Genomic DNA, 23,548 nt, shown 5'->3' on the forward strand with positions numbered 1-23,548 from the left:
ATAAACCTCCTGCAAGGTTTTAAAAACCTTGTAGGTATTTATAAAAAATAAAAAATGTTATTCTTGAGTAGTCAAGAATCTAGAAAATAACAAGACCTTGAATCAATTTTAAGGTTATAAACAAGTTTATAATGAAAAAAATAATTCACAAAGCAAACACAAGAGGATTCGCAAACCATGGTTGGTTAAAATCGTATCATACATTCAGTTTTGCATCTTATCAAAATCCAGAAAGAATGAATTTTGGGATGTTACGTGTTTTAAATGATGATGTAGTGCAGCCAAAAATGGGTTTTGGTACACATCCTCATAAAAATATGGAAATCATTTCTATACCAATTACAGGAGCATTATCTCATAAAGATAGTATGAACAACAAACGTGCTATAGAAGTAGGAGAGGTGCAAGTAATGAGTGCAGGAACAGGAGTAACACATTCTGAATTTAACGATAGTAAAACTGCAGAAAGTAACTTTTTACAACTTTGGATTATCCCAGAAAAACAAGAAGTTACCCCTTATTACGATCAAAAATTATTTAATAAGGCTGATAGAAAAAACAAATTTCAAACTTTAGTTTCTCCAAGAGATAAACAAGTGGAAGGCTCTTTGCCAATCAACCAACAAGCCTATATTGCTATGATTGATCTAGAAGCAGGTTCTGAAAAAGAATACCAACTAAAAAATGGTGCCTATTTTTTCTTAATTGATGGCGAAGTAAAAGTAGCAGACGAAATTTTAGAGCATAGAGATGCAATAGGAATTTCTGAAACAGTAGCAGTAACTATTCAAGCTACAAAAAACAGTAAATTATTGGTTATTGATGTGCCTATGCACTAATAATCAATAGCATTTATATAAAAGAGGTTATCTAAAAGCAATAATCAGGCAATTGTTTTTCTGATTTATTATTTTTAAATAACCTCTTTTTTTTAAAGGAGTAAATAGTGATGTACTTACGCCATTGCAGAAGCTTTCATAGATTTTCTGTATAAAAACTTATTAAAAATATTTCGTTTACCAAAATTGTTCATCGATTTTGCATTCACAAATTTTCCAAATAAAATTTTATTTACACCAAAATACTCGTAGGTATTTCCATCCGTAAAAGTAACTTCTAACAACATACTTTTATGATGCCAATCTGCAACTTGAAATTGCGTAATGGTAGTTTTGTAAGCGTCTAAATTGGCAGCTTTTGTTTCTGGTGCAATGCTAACTAAAAAATGATAGCCATCAATAATTTCTGTACTTATTTCTTCAGCTTCAGCTTTTTTTACTTCATCCTGAAATTTATCTGGATGCCATTCTTTTACCAAACCTCTATAGGTTTTTTTCAATTCCTTTAAGTCAATAGCCCCTTCTACATTAAAAAGCTTTTTATATTGTTTTATACGTTTCATATCTGCTGTTTTGAAAATGCCTGCAAAAGTATTGATATTAAATGGATTCCGAGCATCATATTTACTTTAAACCAAGTTCTTTTCTAAGAGCAATACCCTTGTCACCCTTTTCACTCCAATAAGCAGATAATATGGTTTTTATTTTTTTTGCTGAATTTTTATATTGTCGTCCATTTTTACTAAAAATTTCGTCCCAACTATCTATAATAAACGGAAAGTTGTTCTCGGCTTTTATGGTTAAAACTCTATTTAGTTCTGGGTAGTTTAGGGTATATACCAAATAATTCTCTTTTTCTTGCAAAGTAACTTTGGCAGTGTAGGCTTTAATTTCTTTATGATGTAAATTAAGGTATTCAAATGAAGGGATAATATTTAATGTACCAACAGGTAAATCTTTAGGGTTTATTCTAAGTTGATTCCATAGCTCGTTTTCTAAAATGTTTTTTTGGATTGTAAAACTTTTATCAGCATTAGATTCAAAATAAGAATGGAAGTTAACCTCAAAATTTTCTCTATTGTTTAGTTGCACAAAGGTATTACCACACCATTCTTGACTAGAATAAGAAATTTTTATACTATTCTGATTCATAGGTATAGGTGTAAAAGTACTTGTCATTATAGAATAAGGGTAAATACCAGTGATAAATTTTCTTGTGGTATTTAATTTTAAAATAGAAATGTTTTTGTCATTTTTATAATCTGCTTTTACTTGTTTTTCAGGTAAAAAATCTTCTGTTACAAAAATGTTAACAGCTCTTCCTGTTCTAATTTCTCCATATCTGTTTTGAGAAAGTTCATATGACGTTATTTCAGCTTTTCCTTGGTACCAGTAAGAATTAAATTTTTCGTGTTTACCAATTTTTTTTGCTAGGCTCTCTGTTGTAGTACCTTTTTTTGTCTGCTTAGTATTTGTACAAAACAGAAAAAGAATGCTAAAAAGAATTGGAAAATAGGTAGCTGTCATTCGTTTCATTTTTAAAGATTTAGAATATTACAAAATTACGATAATTACAAAAGAACCTAAGAATTTAGAATGTTAACAAAAATGAAAAGGATTTGTTATTTTTGTGTAAAATAAACACATAGTTATGAGTTCGTTGATAAAACTTACAGTAGACGCAGTTGTCTTTGGTTATGAAGAAGGTAAAATTACAGTTTTACTCATCAAAAGAAAATACGAACCTTTTAAAAACAAATGGGCAATTCCTGGAGGTTTTATTTTAAACGATGAATCTTTAGAAACTGCAGTAGAAAGAGAATTGTTTGAAGAGACTGGTGTTAAAATTAATTATTTAGAACAGCTTTATACATTTGGAAAACCAGATAGAGATCCAAGAGGAAGAATAGTATCTATTGCTTATTTTGGCTTGGTAAGACCAGATGCGTTTAAATTATTTGCTTCTACAGATGCAGAAGATGCACAATGGTTTACTATTGATGAATTGCCAGAGTTATCTTTTGATCACAAAGAAATTTTGGAAATGGCAATTCAACGATTGCAAGCCAAAATAACCTACGAACCTATTGGTTTCGAGTTATTGGATAAGAAATTTCCGTTTTCAGATTTAGAGAAATTATACACCACTCTTTTAGGGCGACCAATTGATAGACGTAACTTCAGAAAAAAAATGATGGGTTTAAAAGTACTAGATGAATTGGATGAAAAAATCTCTAAAGGTTCAGGCAGACCAGCCAATTTATTTCAATTCAACCCAAAAAGATACTTTCAATTAAAACGAGAAGGAATTATATTTGAAATTTAAAATATTGATATTCAGTATGTAACTATATTTGTGTAAAATAAACGCAAATATAGTTTGTGAGATAAGTATTTCTAATATATATTTGTGTTATAATTACGCAAATTAAACTATTATGAATGCATTATTTTTAACAGACGGATACAAAACAGGTCATCATCAACAATATCCAAAAGGCACAGAAGAAGTTTATTCTAATTGGACACCAAGAAGCAATACATATGCGCCTAAAGGTTGCAATAAAGTGGTTTCTTTTGGGCAACAATATGTTATAAAATGGTTAGATAATTATTTTGAAGAAAATTTCTTTTCTAAAAGTAAGTCAGAAGTTTGTAATGAAATGAAAGAAGAACTTTCTTTATATTTAAATACAGATTACGATGTGTCTCATTTTGAAGAATTACACGATTTACAATATTTACCCATAAAAGTAAAAGCTATTAAAGAAGGAGTAGAGGTACCTATGAGAGTGCCAATGCTTTCGGTAGTTAATACGCACAAAGATTTTTATTGGATTACGAATTTTTTAGAAACCATTTTGTCTGCAATGTTATGGCAACCTATGACATCTGCAACAATAGCAACGCTTTACAAAAGAATATTTAAAAAGTGGGCTCAAAAAACAGATGAAAATAATGTAGCATTTATAGATTTTCAGGGTCATGATTTTTCGATGCGAGGTATGGGAGGTTTGCAAAGCGCAATTTTATCAGGTATGGGGCATTCAACTGTTTTTTCGGGGTCAGATTCTTTGCCTGTTATCAGTAGTTTAAGAAAGTATTATAATGCAAAAAACTTTGTAGTAGGTTCTGTAAATGCAACAGAACATTCTGTAATGTGTGCAGGTACAAAAGAAGATGAAATAGACACTTTTAGAAGTTTAATGAAAACCTATCCAACAGGTATTTTATCGGTAGTAAGTGATACTTGGGATTTGTGGAAGGTATTAACAGCTTATTTGCCAAAGTTAAAAAATGAAATTTTATCTAGAGATGGTAAATTGGTCATTCGTCCAGATAGTGGAAATCCTGTTGCTATTATTTGCGGAGAAAGTAATACTTTAGGTGGCAATACTGCAAAACAAAAAGGAGTAGTAGAATTGTTATGGGATGTTTTTGGAGGAACGATTAACGAACAAGGATTTAAAGTTTTAAATCCAAAAATTGGCGCAATTTATGGAGATAGCATCACAACAGAAAGAGCCGAAGAGATTTGCAAACGTTTGTATGATAAAGGTTTTGCATCCACAAATGTAGTTTTAGGAATTGGTTCTTTTACGTATCAATTTAATACCAGAGATACCTTTGGATTTGCGATGAAAGCAACCTCTGTAGTTGTAAACGGACAACGAAGAGATATATTTAAAGATCCAATTACAGATGATGGCATTAAAAAATCGGCAAAAGGTTTGCTAAAAGTAGCCTTAAAAAATGATGAGTATATTCTGATTGATGAAGTTTCTGAAACAGAAGAAAATGAAGGAGAATTAAAATTGATATACAAAAATGGTGAATTTTTTAATCCAACTAGTTTAGCAGAAATTAGAGAAAACATCAACAAAAATATAGAAGATGAATTACGAAATTAAAAAATTTAAAGACCATCAAGTTTCTGCCAAAATTTTAGAGAAAGGTGATTTACATATAAAAATTAGAGGGAATTCTTACGAAGATTTATTTTCCATTGCAGCTATAAAAGAAGCTTGGGATGCTAATAAAAGTAACAAAAATAAATCTGCAACGCTTGCAATATATTGTCTTATTGGTCAAAGATCAGATCGAAGATTTAATAAAAATGAATCATTTGATTTAAAAATAATTTCAAAATTTATAAATAGTTGTGGTTTTGATGAGGTTCAAATTTTACATCCTCACAGCTCTGTTGCTCTGGCTTTAATTGATAACTCATCAGAAATCAGTTGTTTTGACTATGTAAAAAAGGCATTTAATTCAATTGGAAACCCTGTTTTAGTAAGTCCAGATGCAGGAGCGTATAAAACAACACATCAATTTGCAGAAAAATTAAATGCAGATATTGTTCCTTCAAACAAAGTAAGAATAAATGGAATTCCAAAGATTAAAATTCAAGGAGATGTAAATCAAAAAGATTGTTTAATTGTAGATGATTTAGCTGATGGAGGAAGAACGTTTAAGCTGTTAGCAGATGAACTACAATTAATGGGAGCAAAGCGTGTTTTTTTGTATGTAACTCACGCTCAATTTAACTATGGTTTTGATGAATTAAAGGAAGCTATACATCATATTTATTGCACGAATAGTTATAAAGATTTCAATGATGATTTTGTTACTCAGTTTAAAGTGATTTAAAAAAGTACAACTATTAATGTATAGCAAATTCAGGTTAAATAACTTTAATATATAGTTGTAGGTAATATGACAAATGACATTCCCTAGTTGGCGCGAGCATCCTGCTCGTGAACGTAAACAACTTCTATATTTTTCAAAATAACAAAATGTTCTAATTTAAAAAAAAAAGGAAATAATTCTTTAAATAGTTCTGGTTTTAATACTTTTTAGAATAAACTAACGGCTTACAATCGCAGCTTTAAATAACAAAAGAAAATTGATTATTTTAGCTATATGAGCAGAAAATATAAATTTAGAGAAAAGTCTGGTGCTTATTTTATAAGTTTTGCAATTGTAAATTGGATAGATGTATTTACAAGAGATTTATATTATAGTTGTATTACAGAGTCTTTAGATTTCTGCAGGAAAAACAAAGGAATGGAAATTTATGGATATTGTATTATGACAAACCATATTCACTTAATATTTCGTTCCTCTTTAAATGACCCCTCAGGTTTGATAAGAGATTTTAAAGGTTTTACCTCTAGGAAACTTTTAAAAATGATAGAAGAAAATGCGCAAGAAAGTAGACGAGATTGGATGCTATGGATGTTTGAAAGAGCAGGTAAAAAAAATAGCAATGTAACCAATAAACAGTTTTGGCAACAGAATAACCATCCAATAGAAATATGGTCATTAAAAGTTTTTGAACAAAAATTGAATTATATACATCAAAACCCTGTTAAAGCAGGTTTTGTAACAGATCCAATAGATTGGAAATATAGTAGTGCCAGAAATTATGGAAATGCTGATGCTACTATTTTAGAAATAGATTTAAATTAGATTAAAGCACGAGCAAGATGCTCGCGCCAACTTGGGAACAAATTTATAATGCTATGAAAAACAATGATTTTTTTATTATTTCAGTTAATGAAGATTTAAAGTATGAAGATTATATTAAAAACTTAACAACAATAGTTAAAAGTTATAAAAAGTATTAAAAATATATTTCTTTATTTGAGATATCCATTGGTTTACAAAAGATTTTAAAAGAGAAAAATATTAAATTATAATAGAAAGCCCAATCAAAATTAATTGGGCTTTATCTTTTTTAAGAAATTTCTAATACAAACTCTTAAATTTCTGTGGATTGAATTCATGCATAATCTCATACACTTTCTCAAAAATATCTTCAGCAGACGGTTTAGAAAAATAATCGCCATCTGTACCATAAGCAGGTCTGTGTGCTTTTGATGTTAATGTAGCTGGTTTGCTATCTAGATATTGGTATCCGTTTTGATTTTCTAAAATCTCTTGTAAAATGTAGGCAGAAGCTCCACCAGGAACATCTTCATCAACTACCAATAATTTATTGGTTTTGGCAACACTTTTTACACAGTCGTGAGCTAAATCAAAAGGCAATAAAGACTGGGCATCTATAATTTCGATATCGATACCTACTTGTGCCAAATCTTTTGCTGCATCTTGTACCAAACGTAAAGTAGAACCATAAGAAACAATGGTGATATCTTTCCCTTCTTTAACGGTTTCTACAACGCCTATTGGTGTTTTAAAATCGCCTAAATTAGTAGGTAATTCCTCTTTTAATCTGTAACCATTTAAACATTCAATTACCAAAGCAGGATCGTCACCAGCTAAAAGTGTGTTGTAAAATCCTGCAGCTTTAGTCATATTTCTTGGCACTAAAACATGAATACCTCTAAGGTTGTTAATGATTCCACCCATAGGCGAACCTGCGTGCCAAATACCTTCTAAACGATGTCCACGAGTTCTAATAATTAAAGGCGCTTTTTGTTTGCCAAAAGTTCTGTAACGCAAAGTGGCTAAATCATCACTCATAATTTGTAGTGCATACAATAAGTAATCTAAATATTGTATTTCTGCAATGGGTCTTAAACCACGCATTGCTAAACCAATTCCTTGCCCAATAATGGTTGCTTCACGAATTCCAGTATCAGAAATTCTAATGTCTCCAAACTTATCTTGTAAGCCTTCTAAACCTTGGTTTACATCGCCAATATAACCAGCATCTTCACCAAAAATAACCACATCTTTGTGTTTTTCTAAAATGGCATCAAAATTATCACGCATTATAATTCTAGCATCTACTAAATTTTTGTCTTGCGTATAAGTTGGTTTTTTCTCTAAAATGGCTAAACTGTTTAAATCAGTTTCACTTGTTAAATGCGTAGAATATTTATAATGTGCATCTTTTAATGCAGATTTTATAAAGTTTTGTAGTTCTATTTTTTCGCTAAAGTATTCATCTCTTAAATACCACAAACATTTTCTAGCTGTAGCTAATACATCTTTTCTAGTTGGTTCTGCAATGGCTAATAAATCGTTTTTATATTTATTGATAAATGTACCGTTTTCACTTTTATTAGCAACACCTTCTAATATTTCAGAAACTATTAAACGTTCTGATTTTATTTCATTTAAATAGGCACTCCAAGCGTTTCGTTTTGCGTTTGTAACCTCTTTTTTTGCTTCTTTTTCTAAGATGATTAAATCTTCTTCACCATCCACAAAACGCAATACATCTCCAGTTTCAGTTTCTAGTTCAAAATCTAAAATCCATTCACGCATTTTAGTAATACAATCATGATTTTTTTCCCAAGCCAAACGATCTTTGTCTTTATATCTTTCGTGAGAACCAGAAGTAGAATGTCCTTGAGGTTGTGTTAATTCTTTAACATGTATTAAAACAGGTACGTGTTCTTCTCTTGCAATTTTAGCTGCTTTATGATATATGTCTACCAATTGCACATAATCCCAACCATTAATTACAAATATTTCGTACCCTTTATTTTTTTCGTCTCTTTGAAATCCTTTTAAAATTTCAGAAATACTTTCTTTAGTAGTTTGGTGTTTTGCGTGTACAGATATTCCATATTCATCATCCCAAACACTCATTATCATAGGTACTTGTAAAACTCCGGCTGCATTAATAGTTTCAAAAAACAAACCTTCGCTTGTACTTGCATTTCCAATGGTACCCCAAGCCACTTCGTTTCCTTTATTAGAAAAATTGGTGTTGTTTTGTACGCTTTTTTCGTTTCTATATATTTTTGATGCTTGTGCTAAGCCTAATAAACGAGGCATTTGCCCAGCAGTAGGTGAAATATCTGAACTAGAATTGTATTGCTGGGTTAAATTTTTCCAAGAGCCATTTTCATTTAAACTATGGGTTGCAAAATGCCCACCCATTTGCCTTCCAGCAGACATAGGATCTGCTTTTATATCTGTATGTGCATATAAACCTGCAAAAAATTGTTGGGCTGTAAGTTCGCCTAAAGCCATCATAAATGTCTGGTCTCTGTAATAACCAGATCTAAAATCGCCATGCTTAAACGCTTTTGCCATTGCCAATTGTGGCACTTCTTTTCCATCACCAAAAATACCAAACTTAGCTTTACCAGTAAGTACTTCTCGTCTACCAAGTAAGCTACATTCTCTGCTTATTCGTGCAACTCTGTAGTCTTTTAACACTTCTTTTTTAAATTCGTTAAAAGAAATTTCTTGAGTGTTTAAAGCAATTGTTTTTTGCAACATAGTTTGAGAAAATTTAATGATGCAAAGATAGTTTTTTTAATTGATATTTAAAAATAGCCTCAGTTATTAAGAATATGTTAATAATAAACGATTTTAATTCTGTTTTGTTGATAATTATACAATAAAAGTAAATTTGTTTGAATTTATAGGAATCCTCTTCTAAAGAAATTAAAAATTGAGCGAAGATTTCCTGTAAAAGTAAATCGAATTTTTTCTGCGTAAGCTTCTTGTCCTACTTCCCAACCGTTATTAGAATATAAAGGAAAGTATATTTCAAAAATATTATGTACAAAATTGAATCGGATACCATTGTTGTAAGCAAAATAGACTGGTATATTTTTGTTTTTTAAAAAGGCAACATCATTATAAAATTCTACCCACCTCCATAAACCAAAGCTAGAATTTAGAGATACCATATATTGATCAGCGAATCTTGTTGGTAAAACAGACTTAAAACCACCTTCTGCAATAATATATTGCTGACTGAAAATACCAGATTCTTCAGATCTACCAAAATAATTGAGTTGAAACAAGTAATCATTGGCTCTATCTAAACCAAAACTAAAATAATTTCCAGTAGATGAGTTGCTTAAAAAAGAACCTGCATACAATCTAAAATCTAATTGTGTGTCTGATGTAGATAGCGATCTATAGCGAATATCTGCAGCTACTTTAGAAAAATTTTCTGCAATTTCTAAACTAAAATTATATCTAAATTCCTGAATAATATCAGGATTCATGTAATTATATTGTAAGCTAAAGATATTGTAATTGTCTTCAGCGCTTTCTGGCTGACCAAAAGGAATTTCTTTATTGATATGCAGCATTCGTGCAGTTATAAACTCTTGGGTAGCGTCTCTTAAATCTTTTCTTTTAAAAATTAAACTTACAAAAGGTAAAAGAGATTGGTATGATAAATTTGGCGCATAATCTGATGTTCCACCAGCCATACCATAAATGATTTTATAAATATTGGTTTTTTCGAAGTATTGATGATACATTACTGAAAAATTACCGATAACAGAACCACTTTTTGTAGCATATGCAGGTGCAATAGAGGCTTCTAAGTTTCTTTTAATTAAAGGTTTATTATGTAAACTAAGCCCTAAAGTTAATCCGTTGTAAAAATTATAGCTAAAATTGGGTTGATAAAATAGTTGATTGTAATATGGGTCTTGAATGTCTTTTATTAAGCTGAATTTTAAAGGTTTATTAAAGATTTTATTTTTTAATCTTTTCCAATTGTCTAAAGTGTTTAGTTCTGGATAAAAATTTTCATAATTTAAACTTACTTTATTAATTCCTTTTTTAGGGATGGTAATTGTAGCTGTATCTTTAATTCCAGTAATCCATTTTTTATATTTTATTTCCTTGTTTTGTAAACCATATAGCAAAACAGGTGTGGTCATATTCCTCTTATTTCTAATGGTAACAGCAACACTATCTCCATTAATAGTTAAATTGTCAATGGTGTGGTCTATTTTTTTGTTGGTTTTAATAAAATCATCAAAAAACCAGTCTATTTCTTTCTGTGTTTTAGAGGCTAGCAGTTCTTTAAAATCGGTGCTTGTAACAATTTTAGTTTGGTTATTTTGATAAAAACTTTTGATGGTATTATTTAAAATACTATCTCCTAAATAGCCTTTTAAATATCTAAAAGCCATGCCAGCTTTATATTTATTGGCAATTTTTCTATTAAAATTAGAAAGGGAATCAGCAGAGGTTGACAATGATTGATCTAAAAATTTACGAGAAACAAATTGGTAAATTAACGGGTATTTGTCATTAAATTCTGCTTTAGAAATATTAAAAGTCCTTAAGAAAAAGGTGTCTGAAAATTTACCTAAAATTTTGGTGTTAGGATAAAACTCTTCAATGTATTCAATCATAAAATAGTTCTGTAAACCATCTAACAGCCAATAGTCTTTTCTTTTATTTAAAAACAAAGTACTTTCTATATATTTTCTGCTTAGTGCCTTAAATATGGTGAGGTCTGCTTTAAAAGTTTCAGAAAATGGACGTATAAAATCAGGTAGTTGAGTTAGTCCAATTACAGGGTCTTTTCGTTGAGTTATTTTATCAATAAATAATTCTTTATGAGGATATTGGCCTAAATATTTTTCTAAAAACTGAATATTTCTGTTTAAAATAATAATTTTAGATTTATGGTCTAGCTCATATTCATCACCAAAAACATTGGTATAAACATTAAATTTTTTGGTTTTGTAAGATTTTAATTGTTTGGTTTTATTGATGCTTAAAATTACATCCGATTTTTTTTTACCTACCAAATAGTAATTGTTAACGTCTTCTTTTTTCGTGTTGTATTGGTAAAGGTTGCTTTCTAAAATATATGATTTCGGAATATTAATATCTATTTTAAAGTCGGTTGGGTTTTCGTATAAATCATCAATATTAAGGTTACTCATTAATGCCCAACCTTTATCGTAAACTGCAGGTGTAATGTACCAAAAACGCAAATGGTAACCTTTTTTTGTTTTTCCATATCCTGTAAATGAGGCGCTTGGTATTTTTACAGTATATGTAATTATAATTTTGGTTTTTTCTTTTTGAGGCAAAGGTTTGACTAGGGTAATGTTTAAGATATCTGCATTATTTTCTAGTTCTGTAAAGTTAACGTTTTCAAAATCTACGGTTAAGTTTTTAATGGTAGTTTTGCCTAGTTTACTTTGTTTAGAAAAATATAAATCTTTTCTGTAATCTTTTATAAAACGTTGTGATAATGGTGTTTTTCTGTCTCTAAAACTATTGGGCCAATTGTGTAAGTAGATATTTTTTAAAATAGAATCTGTAGTGTTAAAAAACACAATTTCTTGCTTTACGATCATTTCATCTTTGTCTGCATTTAAATTTGCTTTTATAGAAATGGAATTTTCTTGTGCTAATAAAGCACAGCAAAACATACAGATGAAAAGTGTTAGAAATACGTTTTTCAATTTAATTTTTTACAAATTTTAGGGGTTTATGTGCATCCGCTTTTAAAAAGTAAACACCTTTAGAAAAAGTACTAGTATCAATTTTTAATGCTACTGTATTACTGTTTTTTTGTTGATAAACAACTTGACCAAGTTGATTGTAGATAATGATTGATTTTGCTTTTTCTTTCAATGCTAAAGTTATTGAATTTTTAACAATATTAGCATTAGAAAATGAAATTGGGTTGTTTTTTTCTAATGATAAGGTATTTACAGGAGTTTCTAAACTCATAACAATAGGTAAATGATCACTAAATTGATATAAGGCATTTCGTAATTCTTGAGAGTAAGTTCCAGTACAAGAAGTATTGCTTATGTAAGAATTGTAACAGTTTCCATTATTGCCAATGGTTTTGTAGCTATCTTCTATATAAAATAAATTGGTATTTGTTTTAAGGTTTTCAGACATTAAAATAAAATCGAATCGATCATCCATTCCACCTCCAGCACCATCTCCATTTAATGAAGCAGATCTTGTAGATTGAGAGTGAATGTCCGAAAAAGAACTATTTCTCCAAAAGTAACTAGAGCTAGAGCTGTAAAACTCAAAAGGATCTCCAATAGTTGTATTGTTAGGAAATACGTCTGCAGGTCTATCAATTGGGTCTATAATTTTAATGGTATTTCTAGCATCAGATAAAACTCTATAACCATCTTCATTACTGGTGTAAAAATTAAAATCACCTGCAAAAAGCACAAAACTATCTTGTGGAATTTTATCTAAAGCATCTAAAAATTTAAGTACAGCATTGTATCGTTTTAAGCGATTATCACTTCCTGTAGCTGCTTTTAAATGCGTTACAAAAACCTCTATTTTAATAGGATTTATTGCAGAATCGACTGTGTTTAATGTAAATGAATACTGATTAATGTCTCGAATATCTGTTGGAATTACGTTTGTAGATTCTAAAATTAGTTTTTCTGAATTATAATATGCCATCTGCAGTAATCCAGTAGCTGGCGATTCACTCTCTTTAAAAGGTGCTTTTTTAAAATTAGAATTTATAGGTACGATTGCGTTTTGGTATAAATAATCTGATGCGTTTTCATTTATTAATTCACAAATCATAAATAAATCTGGTTGTACATCTTCTAAAATAGTTTTTAAATGAATAGTTCTGTTTTGGCTGTTTAGGTCAGAACCATAATTTAAGGTGTTGTAAAACATCGATTTTATTCTGGTTTGCGCAGTAACAGTTAAAATCGTAAATAAACAGAAAAGGAAAACGCTTTTTTTTAGCATATTTAAAAATTCGGCTTAATTTTATATTTGGCATAGAATTTATTGAAATGCTCTACGGCTTCATCAGCAGTATCTACAACTCTAAATAAATTTAAATCTTCTTGGCTAATATTACCTTCTTCTATAAGCGTATTTTTAATCCAGTCTAACAAACCTGCCCAAAATTTCCTACCCACTAAAACAATTGGAAAACGACCAATTTTTTTAGTTTGTATTAAAGTAATGGCTTCAAAAAGTTCATCCATAGTACCAAATCCACCAGGCATTACCACAAAACCTTGAGAGTATTTTACAAACATTACTTTTCTTACAAAAAAGTAATCGAAATCTAAACTTTTTCCTTGATCAATCCATGGATTATCATGTTGTTCAAAAGGGAGTTCAATATTCAATCCAACAGAAAGTCCTTTTCCACGATTTGCCCCTTTGTTACCAGCTTCCATAATTCCAGGCCCACCACCAGTAATTACACCAAAACCACTTTGTGTTAATTTAAATGCAACATCTTCTGCTAATTTATAATACGGATGATCTGGTTTTGTGCGAGCAGAACCAAAAATAGAAACACAAGGCCCTATTTTACTTAATTTTTCATACCCTTCAACAAATTCTGCCATTATTTTAAAAATAGCCCAAGAATCGTTTGTTTTTATTTCATTCCAAGTTTTGGGTAGAAATTGTTCTTTTATTTTTCTATCGTCTTGTGTCATTGTAATATTGTTTTTAAGCTTTTACAAAAGAAAAGCCAACTAAATTAAGTCTTTTTTTAAATTTCTAGTAACAAATTTTAAGCTAATTTTTATAAAAGCTCCTTTTTTAAGAATTTGGCTGTGTAGCTTTTTTTATGTTTTGCAACTTCTTCTGGAGTTCCTTTTACTAAAATTTTGCCACCTTTTTTACCACCCTCCATACCAACATCTATAATGTAATCTGCTAGTTTAATAACGTCTAAATTGTGTTCTATAATTAAAACCGTATTTCCTTTGTTAGCCAGTTTGTTTAAAACTTCCATCAATACACGAATATCTTCGAAATGCAAGCCTGTTGTAGGTTCGTCTAAAATGTAAAAGGTGTTTCCTGTATCTCTTTTCGATAATTCTGATGCCAATTTTATACGTTGTGCTTCACCACCAGAAAGTGTGGTTGATTGTTGGCCTAAAGTAATATAGCCCAAGCCAACATCTTTAATTGTTTTTAATTTTCTGTGAATTTTAGGGATGTTTTCAAAGAAGTCTGTAGCATCTTCAATGGTCATGTCTAAAATGTCAGAAATCGATTTTCCTTTATATCGAATCTCTAGCGTTTCTCTATTAAAACGTTTTCCTTGACAGGTTTCACATTCTACTTGAACGTCTGGTAGAAAATTCATTTCAATAACACGAACTCCTCCTCCTTGACAGGTTTCACATCGTCCGCCTTTTACATTAAATGAAAAACGACCAGGTTTATAACCACGAATGGCAGCTTCTGGGGTTTTTGCAAACAAACTTCTAATTTCATCAAAAGTTTTGGTGTAGGTTGCTGGGTTAGATCGTGGAGTTCTACCAATAGGAGATTGATCAATATCAATCACTTTATCTACATGTTCTAAGCCTTCAATTTTTTTGTAAGGCATGGGTTTTTTAACACCTCTATAAATATGAGCGTTTAAAATAGGATATAAAGTTTCGTTAATTAAAGTTGATTTTCCACTACCAGAAACTCCAGTTACGCATATCATTTTTCCTAAAGGAAACTCTACTGAAACATTCTTTAAATTATTGCCAGAAGCACCTTTTAGTTTAATGGTTTTTCCATTTCCTGCTCTACGTTCTTTTGGGACTTCTATTTTTTTTCTTCCTGTTAAATAATCTGTAGTTAGCGTTTTATTTTTTATGATTTCGTCATATGTGCCAATACTTACAATTTCTCCTCCATGTCTTCCTGCTCCTGGCCCAATATCTAAAACATAGTCTGCTTTTTTCATCATGTCTTCATCATGTTCAACAACCAAAACAGAGTTACCAACATCTCTTAATTTTACTAAAGAGTCTATTAATTTTTGATTATCTCTTTGATGCAAACCAATACTTGGCTCATCTAAAATATACAAAACACCTACCAATTGAGAACCAATTTGTGTAGCCAAACGTATTCTTTGAGCTTCGCCACCAGAAAGTGATTTTGAAGTTCTATCTAAGGTTAAGTAATCTAAACCAACATCTAACAAAAACTGAATTCGAGTTCTAATTTCTTTTAAAATTTCTGTAGCAATGGTAAGTTGTTTTTCTGATAGTTGATTTTCAATTTCTGCAAACCAAAGAGCCAATTCAGTAACATCCATTTGTGCCAAATCACTAATATTTTTATTGGTGATTTTAAAATGAAGTGCTTCTTTTTTTAATCGTTTTCCTTCGCAGGTTTTGCAAGAAACTTCGTCCATAAAACCTTTTGCCCAACGTTTAATAGAATTGCTTTCTGCATTTTTATATTGATTTTCTATAAAAGAAATAATTCCTTCAAAATCAATTTTATAATTTCTGGTTACACCAACGGTTTTCGATTCAATTTTAAATGTTTCGTTACCACCATTTAAAATAATGTCTAATGCTTTTTTAGGAATATCTTTTATGGGGTCTGTTAATTTGAATTGATAACGTTCAGCAATATGTTGAATTTGTTTAAAAATCCAGCTATTTTTCTGTTCACCTAAAGGTGCAATTCCTCCTTTTTTGATAGAAATGGTATCATCAGGAATTACTTTATTCAAGTTGATTTCTTGATTAATGCCTAAACCATTACAGGTAGAGCAAGCCCCTTTTGGTGAGTTGAAAGAAAATGTATTCGGTTCAGGGTTTGGATAAGCAATACCTGTGGTTGGACACATTAATTCGCGACTAAAATATCGAGGTTTTTCGTTATCAATATCAATAATCATCATAATATTGTTTCCAGAATAGAGCGCAGTTTTAATGGTTTCTTCTAAGCGTTTTTCTGATGATTCGTTAATCAATAACCGATCAATAACCACTTCAATATCGTGCGTTTTATAGCGGTCTAAACGCATGCCTTTTTCAATTTCTCTAATTTTCCCATCAACACGAACACGCACAAAACCTTGTTTAGAAATTTGCTCAAACAATTCGCGATAATGTCCTTTTCTAGATTTTATTAAAGGCGCCAAAATGGCAACTTTTTTACCATCAAAATCTTTTAAAATCAATTTTCGGATTTGCTCATCAGAATAACTCACCATAAGCTCACCAGAATTGTAAGAATACGCATCAGCAGCTCTAGCATACAGTAATCTTAAAAAATCGTAGATTTCTGTAATAGTACCCACTGTAGAACGTGGACTTTTATTTGTGGTTTTTTGCTCGATAGAAATCACAGGAGATAGCCCATCAATTTTATCAACATCAGGTCGTTCTAATCCTCCTAAAAATTGTCTGGCATAAGCAGAAAACGTTTCAATATAGCGTCTTTGTCCTTCAGCATAAATGGTGTCAAAGGCTAAAGAAGATTTTCCACTACCACTTAAACCAGTAATTACAACTAGTTTTTCTCTAGGAATTTTTACATCAATATTCTTTAAATTATGTGCTCTTGCTCCGTAAACTTCTATGTATTCTTGGTCTTTCAAAAAAAGGTGGTTTTTGCAAAAACGCAAAGTTAATCAATAGAAATCATTTTTAATCGAAATGTAAATAACAAATACCTAGATATTGTTATCTTGCAGTTGAAATGAAAGGCAGAAAATTTATACATACCATACGTCATTTTTTTGAAAGACACGGATTTGGATTTTTTCAAAGGTTGGCAGATCGATTAGGCATGCGTGCTAAAAATGTGCGTATTTATTTTATTTATGTAACGTTTTTTACTGTGGGACTCTCTTTTGGGTTTTACCTCACTTTTGCATTTGCTATGAAGTTAAAAGATTTAATTTATACCAAAAGAAGTTCGGTTTTTGATTTGTAGTTTATGAAGGTACTAAGTTCTAAAATACATAAAATATCAGTCTTAGTTACCTCTGTCTTAACAGTGGGCACTTTAGGGTATATGTCTTTTTCTAACTACACTTTTATTGATGCTTTGTACATGACTGTTATTACAGTAACTACAGTAGGTTTTGGAGAAGTGCATCCTTTTACACCCGAAGAAAAGATTTTTACAATTTTTTTAATTCTAACAAGTATTACAATTTTTGGTTATGCAGTTTCTGCATTTTCAGAGTATTTAGTTAGCGGACAATTTTTTGAACATTTTAAACACAGAAGAGTGGAAAAACAAATTGCAGATTTAGAAGGGCACACAATAGTTTGTGGCTATGGAAGAAATGGAAAGCAAGCTATAGTAAAGCTAAGTAATTACAATAAAGATTTTGTAGTAGTAGAAAAAAATAAAGATATGATAGCCTTGTTAGATGAAAATGGGCTGTTAAATATAGAAGGTGATGCTACTTTAGATGAAACTTTGTTAAGTGCAGGGATAAAAAAAGCAAGTGCTTTAATTGCTGCTTTACCATCAGATGCAAATAATTTATTTATTGTTTTAACTGCGAGCCAGTTAAATAAAGATTGTAGAATTATTAGTAGAGCTTCTAATGAGTCTTCTTACAGTAAATTAAAAATTGCAGGCGCAGATAATGTGATTATGCCAGACAAATTGGGTGGAAATCACATGGCTTCTTTGGTTACTACTCCAGATGTAATAGAGTTTGTAGATAGATTAACTATTGAAGGTGAAACCACTGCAAATTTAGAGGAAATTGATGTTGATGAATTGCCGAAAAAATATTTAGGTAAAACAATACTAGATTTAGATTTAAGAAGACAAACAGGTTGCACTGTTATAGGTTTTAGAAATCCAGATAAAGATTATGTTATAAATCCAGAAGCATCAACACCTTTAGTTCAAGGCGCGCATTTAATTGTTTTAGGAAGACCAGAACAAATTACAAAACTTAGAGAATTATTTTAAAATGATAAAAGTTATTATTACAGGTAGTAATGGATTATTGGGGCAATCCTTGTTAGCATTATTACTTAAAGAAGTTGAAAAATATCAAGTATTTGGTTTTTCAAGAGGAGAAAATAGAAGTGGAAGAGACGATTTTAATTATGTTTCAATTGATTTAACACAAGAAGAAAATCTAAAAAAAACAATCAGAGAAATTCAACCTCATTTTATAATCAACACAGCAGCAATGACTTTGGTTGATGATTGCGAAATTGATAAAAATGCTTGTGATCTTTTGAATGTTGATGTCGTAAAATGGTTGGCAGAAATATCAGAAGAACTTGGTGTTCATGTAATACACTTATCTACCGATTTTATTTTTGATGGTGAAAAGGGATATTATAAAGAAACAGACAACCCAAACCCATTAAGTTATTATGGATTGTCTAAAGTAAAATCTGAAAAAGTGTTGTTAGACTCAAATGTAAAATATACTATTTTGAGAACCATTTTGGTTTATGGAAAAGTATTTTCTATGAGTAGAAATAATATTGTACTTTGGGTAAAAAGCATGTTAGAGCAAGGTAAAGAAATTACCATTGTTAACGATCAATATAGAATGCCTACTTATGTTAATGATTTAGCATTGGCATGTAAAATTACTATGGATAAAAAAGCAACAGGTGTTTTTCATATATCTTCTAAAGAGTTATTAAGTGTTTTTGAAATTACCCAACAAGTTGCAGAAGTATTTGGTTTAGATAAAAGTCTAATAAAACCAATTTCATCAACTACCTTAAATCAAACTGCAAAACGTCCGCCAAAAACAGGTTTCGATTTATCGAAAACAAATAAAGAATTGGATTTTTATCCAAAATCATTTAAAGAAGATTTACAAAGATTTAAAGAAACCTTGCTGTAAAATTGACTTTTAACTGCTAAAAGTTGTTAAAAGCCCATTTTTTTAAGATATTGCACGTCAGTAAAATCAAAACTAACAATACATTTATTATGAAGAAAAAACTTCTTTCATTATTTTTATTAGCAATTCCTATGTTAACCTTTTCTCAAGAAAAAGGATTAGATCAGCAAATCGATGAAGCATTTGGTAATGCAACAGGGTGGTTTGTTGATTTTATATTTTACCAAATTCCGTTTACAGATACAATTAGCATTTATTGGGTATTATTTCCTTTAATTTTAGGAGCTTTGTATTTTACATTTTACTTCAACTTTATCAATTTTAGAGGTTTTATAACTTCAATAAACATAGTTAGAGGTAAGTATGATGGATTAGAAGGAAGAAAAGATCACAAGGTAGAAATTGAAAAATCTAAATTTACAGATGAAGAAGATAACCCAGATACGATAAGGGTAGAAGGTCATGAAGGAGAAGTTTCTCACTTTCAAGCATTAACAGCAGCATTGTCTGCAACAGTAGGTTTGGGTAATATTGCTGGTGTTGCAATAGCAGTTTCAATAGGTGGTGCAGGAGCTACTTTTTGGATGATTATTGCAGGTTTCTTAGGAATGGCATCAAAATTTGTAGAATGTACTTTAGGTGTAAAATATAGAGATATTGAAGCAGATGGTACTGTTTATGGTGGCCCAATGTATTACTTAACAAAAGGTTTAAAAAACAAAACTTTAGGTAAGGTATTAGCAGCACTTTTTGCAGTTTTCGTAATAGGAGGCTCTTTTGGTGGTGGTAATATGTTTCAAGTAAACCAAGCTTTTCAATTGGTAGAAAATATTACTGGTGGTAAAGATTCATTTTTAAATGGTTATGGATGGGCTTTTGGTATAGTGATGGCAGTACTAGTAGGAATCGTTATTATTGGTGGTATCAAAAAAATTGCTAAAGTAACCGACAAAATTGTTCCTTTTATGGTAGCAATTTATGTAGCTGCATCTTTATATGTAATTTTCTATAATTATGATATGATTGGCGATGCTTTCGGCCAAATTTTTAGTGGTGCTTTCTCTCCTGAAGGAATTGCAGGTGGTGCAGTTGGGGTTTTAGTACAAGGTTTTAGAAGAGCAGCATTTTCTAACGAGGCAGGTATTGGTTCTGCATCAATAGCACATTCAGCTGTAAAAACTAAATACGCAGCTAGTGAAGGTATGGTTGCTTTATTAGAACCATTTATAGATACAGTTGTAGTATGTACAATGACAGCCTTGGTTTTAATTATTACAGGAAATGTTGCAGCAGAAAATGCTTCTTTAAATGATGCACAGGCCATTTTATTAACTTCTGGTGCATTTGAGTCGGCTATTTCTTGGTTTCCTTATGTGTTAACAGTAGCTGTAGTTTTATTTGCTTTTAGTTCTATGATTTCTTGGTCTTATTATGGTTTCCAAGGATGGGTATATTTATTTGGTAGATCTAAAAAAATGGAGTACACTTATAAAGTAATTTTCTGCATATTTGTTGTAATAGGTGCTGCTGCAAGTTTAGGTTCAGTAATTGGTTTTTCAGATGCTATGGTATTTGCAATGATGGTTCCGAATATGGTAGGTTTAATTATATTAGCGCCAAAAGTAAAAGATGAATTAAAGAAATATATGAGTGCTATTAAAGGCATTAAGACTGAAGCTTAAAATTATAAAATGAACATATTCAAATCCCATTTCTGGTATAACAAAAGCCAAAGAAATGGGATTTTGCTTTTAGGTATATTTATTATCATTCTTCAGATTTTTATATTTACAGACCCTTTTTCTAAAGATGAAATTATAAATTCTGAAACTCCAGAACTAATAGTATTTCAACAACAAGTTGATAGTTTAAAGTTACTTGAAATCGAAAACAGAAAACCTAAAATTTATCCTTTTAATCCCAATTATATTACAGATTATAAAGGTGAGCAATTGGGCATGTCAATAGATGAAATAGATCGATTACTAGCATTTAGAAAAACCAATCAATTTGTAAATTCTAAAGAAGAGTTTCAAAAAGTTACACAAATTTCAGATTCACTTTTGGCTAAAATATCACCTTATTTCAAATTTCCAGATTGGGTAATAGCAAGAAATAAACAGAAAGAAAGTCAAAAATTTACTTCAACTTCTAAGTCTAGTAATACTTACCAAAACAAATCCAGTTACACAAAAAAAACAATATCAACTTCAGATATTAATAAAGCAACAGCAGAAGATTTTAAAACTATAAATGGAATAGGACCTGCTTTCTCAAAACGAATTATTAAGTATCGTTCTAAATTACAAGGTTTTTCTTATAAAGAGCAACTTTATGAAGTATGGGGTCTAGAAAAGGAAGTCGCAGATAAAGTATTGTCTGTATTTAAAATTAATCAAAAACCAATCCTTAAAAAAGTAAACGTAAATACTGTAGAATTCAAAGAGTTATTGAAAAATCCATATATAGATTACGAGCTTTGTAAAAAGATTTTTAATTATAGAGATGAGGTAGCAGAGTTGCAAAATATCTCAGAACTAAAAAATATCAAAGATTTTCCTCTAGAGTTGTATGATAGAATAGTCTTATATTTGTTGGCTGAATAAATTAATAAATTCCGAGCCTAATGAACAGTATGTACTTTACTGAAGAACACGAAATATTTCGTGCAAGTTTCAAAGAATTTTTACAAAAAGAAGTTGTTCCACACATTGATAAATGGGAAAAAACAGGAACTATAGAACGTTTTATTTGGAAAAAATTTGGCGAAATGGGATATTTTGGTTTATCCACGCCAGAAGAATATGGTGGGATGGATTTAGATTTGTTCTATACAATTGTATTTCTAGAAGAAATGCAAAAAATTAACTCAGGTGGTTTCGCTGCTGCAATGTGGGCACACGAATACTTAGCGATGACTCACTTAAACAAAGAAGGCAATCATCAACAAAAAGAAAAATACTTAGTACCAAGCGTAGATGGAGAAATGATTGGTTGCTTATGTATCACAGAACCTTTTGGTGGCTCTGATGTTGCAGGTATGCGATCTACAGCAATTAAACAAGGAGATAAATACATTTTAAATGGTTCAAAAACCTTTATCACAAATGGGGTGTATTCAGATTATTTAATAGTTGCTGCAAAAACAGATTCCTCAGATAAATATAAAGGAATTAGTATTTTTATAGTTGATAGAAATTCTAAAGGACTTTCTGCAACAAAACTAAACAAGCTAGGTTGGAATGCTTCAGACACAGGAGAAATCGCTTTTGATAATGTAGAAATCCCTGCTGAAAATTTATTGGGGGAAGAAGGCAAAGGCTTTCCTTATATCATGCAGCATTTTGCTTTAGAACGATTACTTATGGGTGTAAACGCACATGCAAGAGCAGAGTATGCCCTAGATTATGCTGTAAAGTATATGGAAGAAAGAGTAGCGTTTGGTAAATCTTTAGACAAATTCCAAGCATTAAGACACAAAATTGCTGAAATGGCAAGTAGGATAGATATGTGTAGAGAATACAATTACTCTATTACTAAACGCCTTGATAATGGGCAATATGTAGTAAAAGAGGCCAGTATGTCTAAACTCTTATCTACAAAAATGGCAGATGAAGTTATTTACGATGCACTTCAGCTTTTAGGAGGTTATGGTTATATGGAAGAATATCCAATGGCACGTTTACTAAGAGATAGTAGACTTGGGCCAATAGGAGGTGGAACCTCTGAAATCTTAAAAGAGATTATCGCAAAAATGGTAATCGATGGCAAGGAGTATAAACCAGCAACATAAAATCCTGCAAGGTTTGCAATACCTTGTAGGTATTAATTAACAACAAGTTAAGGTACGTTAACTGCAAAATGTTACAGATTATCTGTCCGCTAATTTGGGCGTTACCTAAAGGTCGGGCTTTTCATTATATCTTTTTTATGCTTATCTTTAAATCAGTATCCTATTTTCAAGAAAAATAATTTCTAAAATTACACAGAGGTATAACACAGTTTAGCATAAAAAAGGATGCCATTGCAATCCCTAACGCAGGCCAATCTAAAAATTAATTGAATTAAAAATTTGTAATTCACTTTTAATAATTACATTTGCAAACCAAAATTAGAAAATAACAGGTAACCTGTTTAAAAATATATAAGATACGTATGAAGGGAGGTGCTAACACATGTTAATTATACCAGTAAAAGAAGGAGAGAATATAGATAGAGCTTTAAAACGTTATAAACGAAAGTTTGACAGAACAAAGACAATGAAGAACTTACGTAACAGAAAAAACTTTACAAAGCCATCTGTTGCCAAAAGAGCTCAAAGAATCAAAGCCTCTTACGTTCAAAGACTTAGAACACAAGAAGAAGTAGGTTAGTGAAACTCAATTTTAAGAAGTCTGCAAGA

Annotated in this window: 19 protein-coding genes; 12 read left to right on the forward strand and 7 right to left on the reverse strand. The window is 30.6% G+C overall.

Annotated features, from left to right (window positions below; genetic code table 11):
- The first annotated feature begins 131 nt into the window (after positions 1-131).
- The gene (locus SJY27_RS16075) at positions 132-839 is read left to right on the forward strand and encodes a pirin family protein (RefSeq protein ID WP_397445892.1); all 708 of its coding nucleotides are present in this window, start codon (positions 132-134) and stop codon (positions 837-839) included.
- A 116-nt stretch (positions 840-955) separates the two neighbouring features.
- Here the strand turns inward: SJY27_RS16075 and SJY27_RS16080 are convergent, their stop codons facing one another.
- A complete protein-coding gene (locus SJY27_RS16080; RefSeq protein WP_397445893.1) occupies positions 956-1,402 on the reverse strand; it encodes a KTSC domain-containing protein in 447 nt (148 codons plus the stop codon).
- Between the two features lie 61 nt (positions 1,403-1,463).
- On the reverse strand, positions 1,464-2,375 hold the full coding sequence (locus SJY27_RS16085) for a septum formation inhibitor Maf (RefSeq protein WP_397445894.1): 912 nt from the start codon (positions 2,373-2,375) through the stop codon (positions 1,464-1,466).
- 115 nt (positions 2,376-2,490) lie between these two features.
- Between SJY27_RS16085 and SJY27_RS16090 the strand changes: the two genes are divergently transcribed.
- The 4 genes from SJY27_RS16090 (at position 2,491) to SJY27_RS16105 (ending at position 6,311) form a co-directional block, all read left to right on the forward strand.
- The gene (locus SJY27_RS16090; RefSeq protein WP_397445896.1) at positions 2,491-3,165 is read left to right on the forward strand and encodes an NUDIX hydrolase; all 675 of its coding nucleotides are present in this window, start codon (positions 2,491-2,493) and stop codon (positions 3,163-3,165) included.
- A 112-nt stretch (positions 3,166-3,277) separates the two neighbouring features.
- Positions 3,278-4,750: a nicotinate phosphoribosyltransferase gene (locus SJY27_RS16095; RefSeq protein WP_397445897.1), complete on the forward strand. Its 1,473-nt coding sequence runs from the start codon at positions 3,278-3,280 to the stop codon at positions 4,748-4,750.
- The gene (locus tag SJY27_RS16100) at positions 4,734-5,489 is read left to right on the forward strand and encodes a phosphoribosyltransferase family protein (protein WP_397445898.1); all 756 of its coding nucleotides are present in this window, start codon (positions 4,734-4,736) and stop codon (positions 5,487-5,489) included. Before SJY27_RS16095 ends, SJY27_RS16100 begins: the two co-directional genes overlap by 17 nt.
- 273 nt (positions 5,490-5,762) lie before the next feature.
- Positions 5,763-6,311, forward strand: coding sequence for an REP-associated tyrosine transposase (locus SJY27_RS16105; RefSeq protein ID WP_397445899.1), 549 nt, complete (start codon positions 5,763-5,765; stop codon positions 6,309-6,311).
- A gap of 279 nt (positions 6,312-6,590) precedes the next feature.
- Here SJY27_RS16105 and SJY27_RS16110 read toward each other — a convergent pair whose 3' ends face one another.
- From SJY27_RS16110 to uvrA, 5 genes are all read right to left on the reverse strand, one after another.
- A complete protein-coding gene (locus SJY27_RS16110) occupies positions 6,591-9,044 on the reverse strand; it encodes a thiamine pyrophosphate-dependent enzyme (RefSeq protein WP_397445900.1) in 2,454 nt (817 codons plus the stop codon).
- 143 nt (positions 9,045-9,187) lie between these two features.
- Positions 9,188-12,001 (reverse strand): aminopeptidase, encoded by a 2,814-nt coding sequence (locus tag SJY27_RS16115; RefSeq protein WP_397445901.1) that lies wholly within the window; start codon positions 11,999-12,001, stop codon positions 9,188-9,190.
- Between the two features lies 1 nt (position 12,002).
- Complete coding sequence (locus SJY27_RS16120; RefSeq protein ID WP_397445902.1) at positions 12,003-13,283, reverse strand: T9SS type A sorting domain-containing protein; 1,281 nt, start codon at positions 13,281-13,283, stop codon at positions 12,003-12,005.
- Between the two features lie 2 nt (positions 13,284-13,285).
- Positions 13,286-13,993, reverse strand: a complete 708-nt coding sequence (locus tag SJY27_RS16125) for a TIGR00730 family Rossman fold protein (RefSeq protein ID WP_397445903.1) — start codon at positions 13,991-13,993, stop codon at positions 13,286-13,288.
- A gap of 89 nt (positions 13,994-14,082) precedes the next feature.
- Positions 14,083-16,905, reverse strand: a complete 2,823-nt coding sequence (uvrA, locus tag SJY27_RS16130; RefSeq protein ID WP_397445904.1) for an excinuclease ABC subunit UvrA — start codon at positions 16,903-16,905, stop codon at positions 14,083-14,085.
- Positions 16,906-17,006: 101 nt separating this feature from the next.
- Between uvrA and SJY27_RS16135 the strand changes: the two genes are divergently transcribed.
- The 7 genes from SJY27_RS16135 to rpsU all read left to right on the forward strand — a co-directional run bounded on the left by SJY27_RS16135 (position 17,007) and on the right by rpsU (position 23,519).
- Positions 17,007-17,243: a PspC domain-containing protein gene (locus tag SJY27_RS16135; RefSeq protein WP_397445905.1), complete on the forward strand. Its 237-nt coding sequence runs from the start codon at positions 17,007-17,009 to the stop codon at positions 17,241-17,243.
- Positions 17,244-17,246: 3 nt separating this feature from the next.
- The gene (locus SJY27_RS16140) at positions 17,247-18,245 is read left to right on the forward strand and encodes a potassium channel family protein (protein WP_397445906.1); all 999 of its coding nucleotides are present in this window, start codon (positions 17,247-17,249) and stop codon (positions 18,243-18,245) included.
- 1 nt (position 18,246) lies between these two features.
- Positions 18,247-19,146, forward strand: coding sequence for an SDR family oxidoreductase (locus SJY27_RS16145; protein WP_397445907.1), 900 nt, complete (start codon positions 18,247-18,249; stop codon positions 19,144-19,146).
- Between the two features lie 89 nt (positions 19,147-19,235).
- Complete coding sequence (locus SJY27_RS16150; protein WP_397445908.1) at positions 19,236-20,828, forward strand: alanine/glycine:cation symporter family protein; 1,593 nt, start codon at positions 19,236-19,238, stop codon at positions 20,826-20,828.
- 9 nt (positions 20,829-20,837) lie between these two features.
- Positions 20,838-21,752, forward strand: coding sequence for a helix-hairpin-helix domain-containing protein (locus tag SJY27_RS16155; protein ID WP_397445909.1), 915 nt, complete (start codon positions 20,838-20,840; stop codon positions 21,750-21,752).
- Between the two features lie 20 nt (positions 21,753-21,772).
- Positions 21,773-22,939: an acyl-CoA dehydrogenase family protein gene (locus tag SJY27_RS16160; RefSeq protein WP_397445910.1), complete on the forward strand. Its 1,167-nt coding sequence runs from the start codon at positions 21,773-21,775 to the stop codon at positions 22,937-22,939.
- Positions 22,940-23,321: 382 nt separating this feature from the next.
- Positions 23,322-23,519 carry a 30S ribosomal protein S21 gene (gene rpsU, locus SJY27_RS16165; protein ID WP_015480739.1) on the forward strand — a complete coding sequence of 66 codons (198 nt, stop codon included), beginning with the start codon at positions 23,322-23,324 and terminating at the stop codon, positions 23,517-23,519.
- Positions 23,520-23,548 lie beyond the last annotated feature (29 nt).

It is taken from the genome of Polaribacter sp. R77954 (assembly GCF_044595335.1).
Lineage (GTDB): Bacteria > Bacteroidota > Bacteroidia > Flavobacteriales > Flavobacteriaceae > Polaribacter.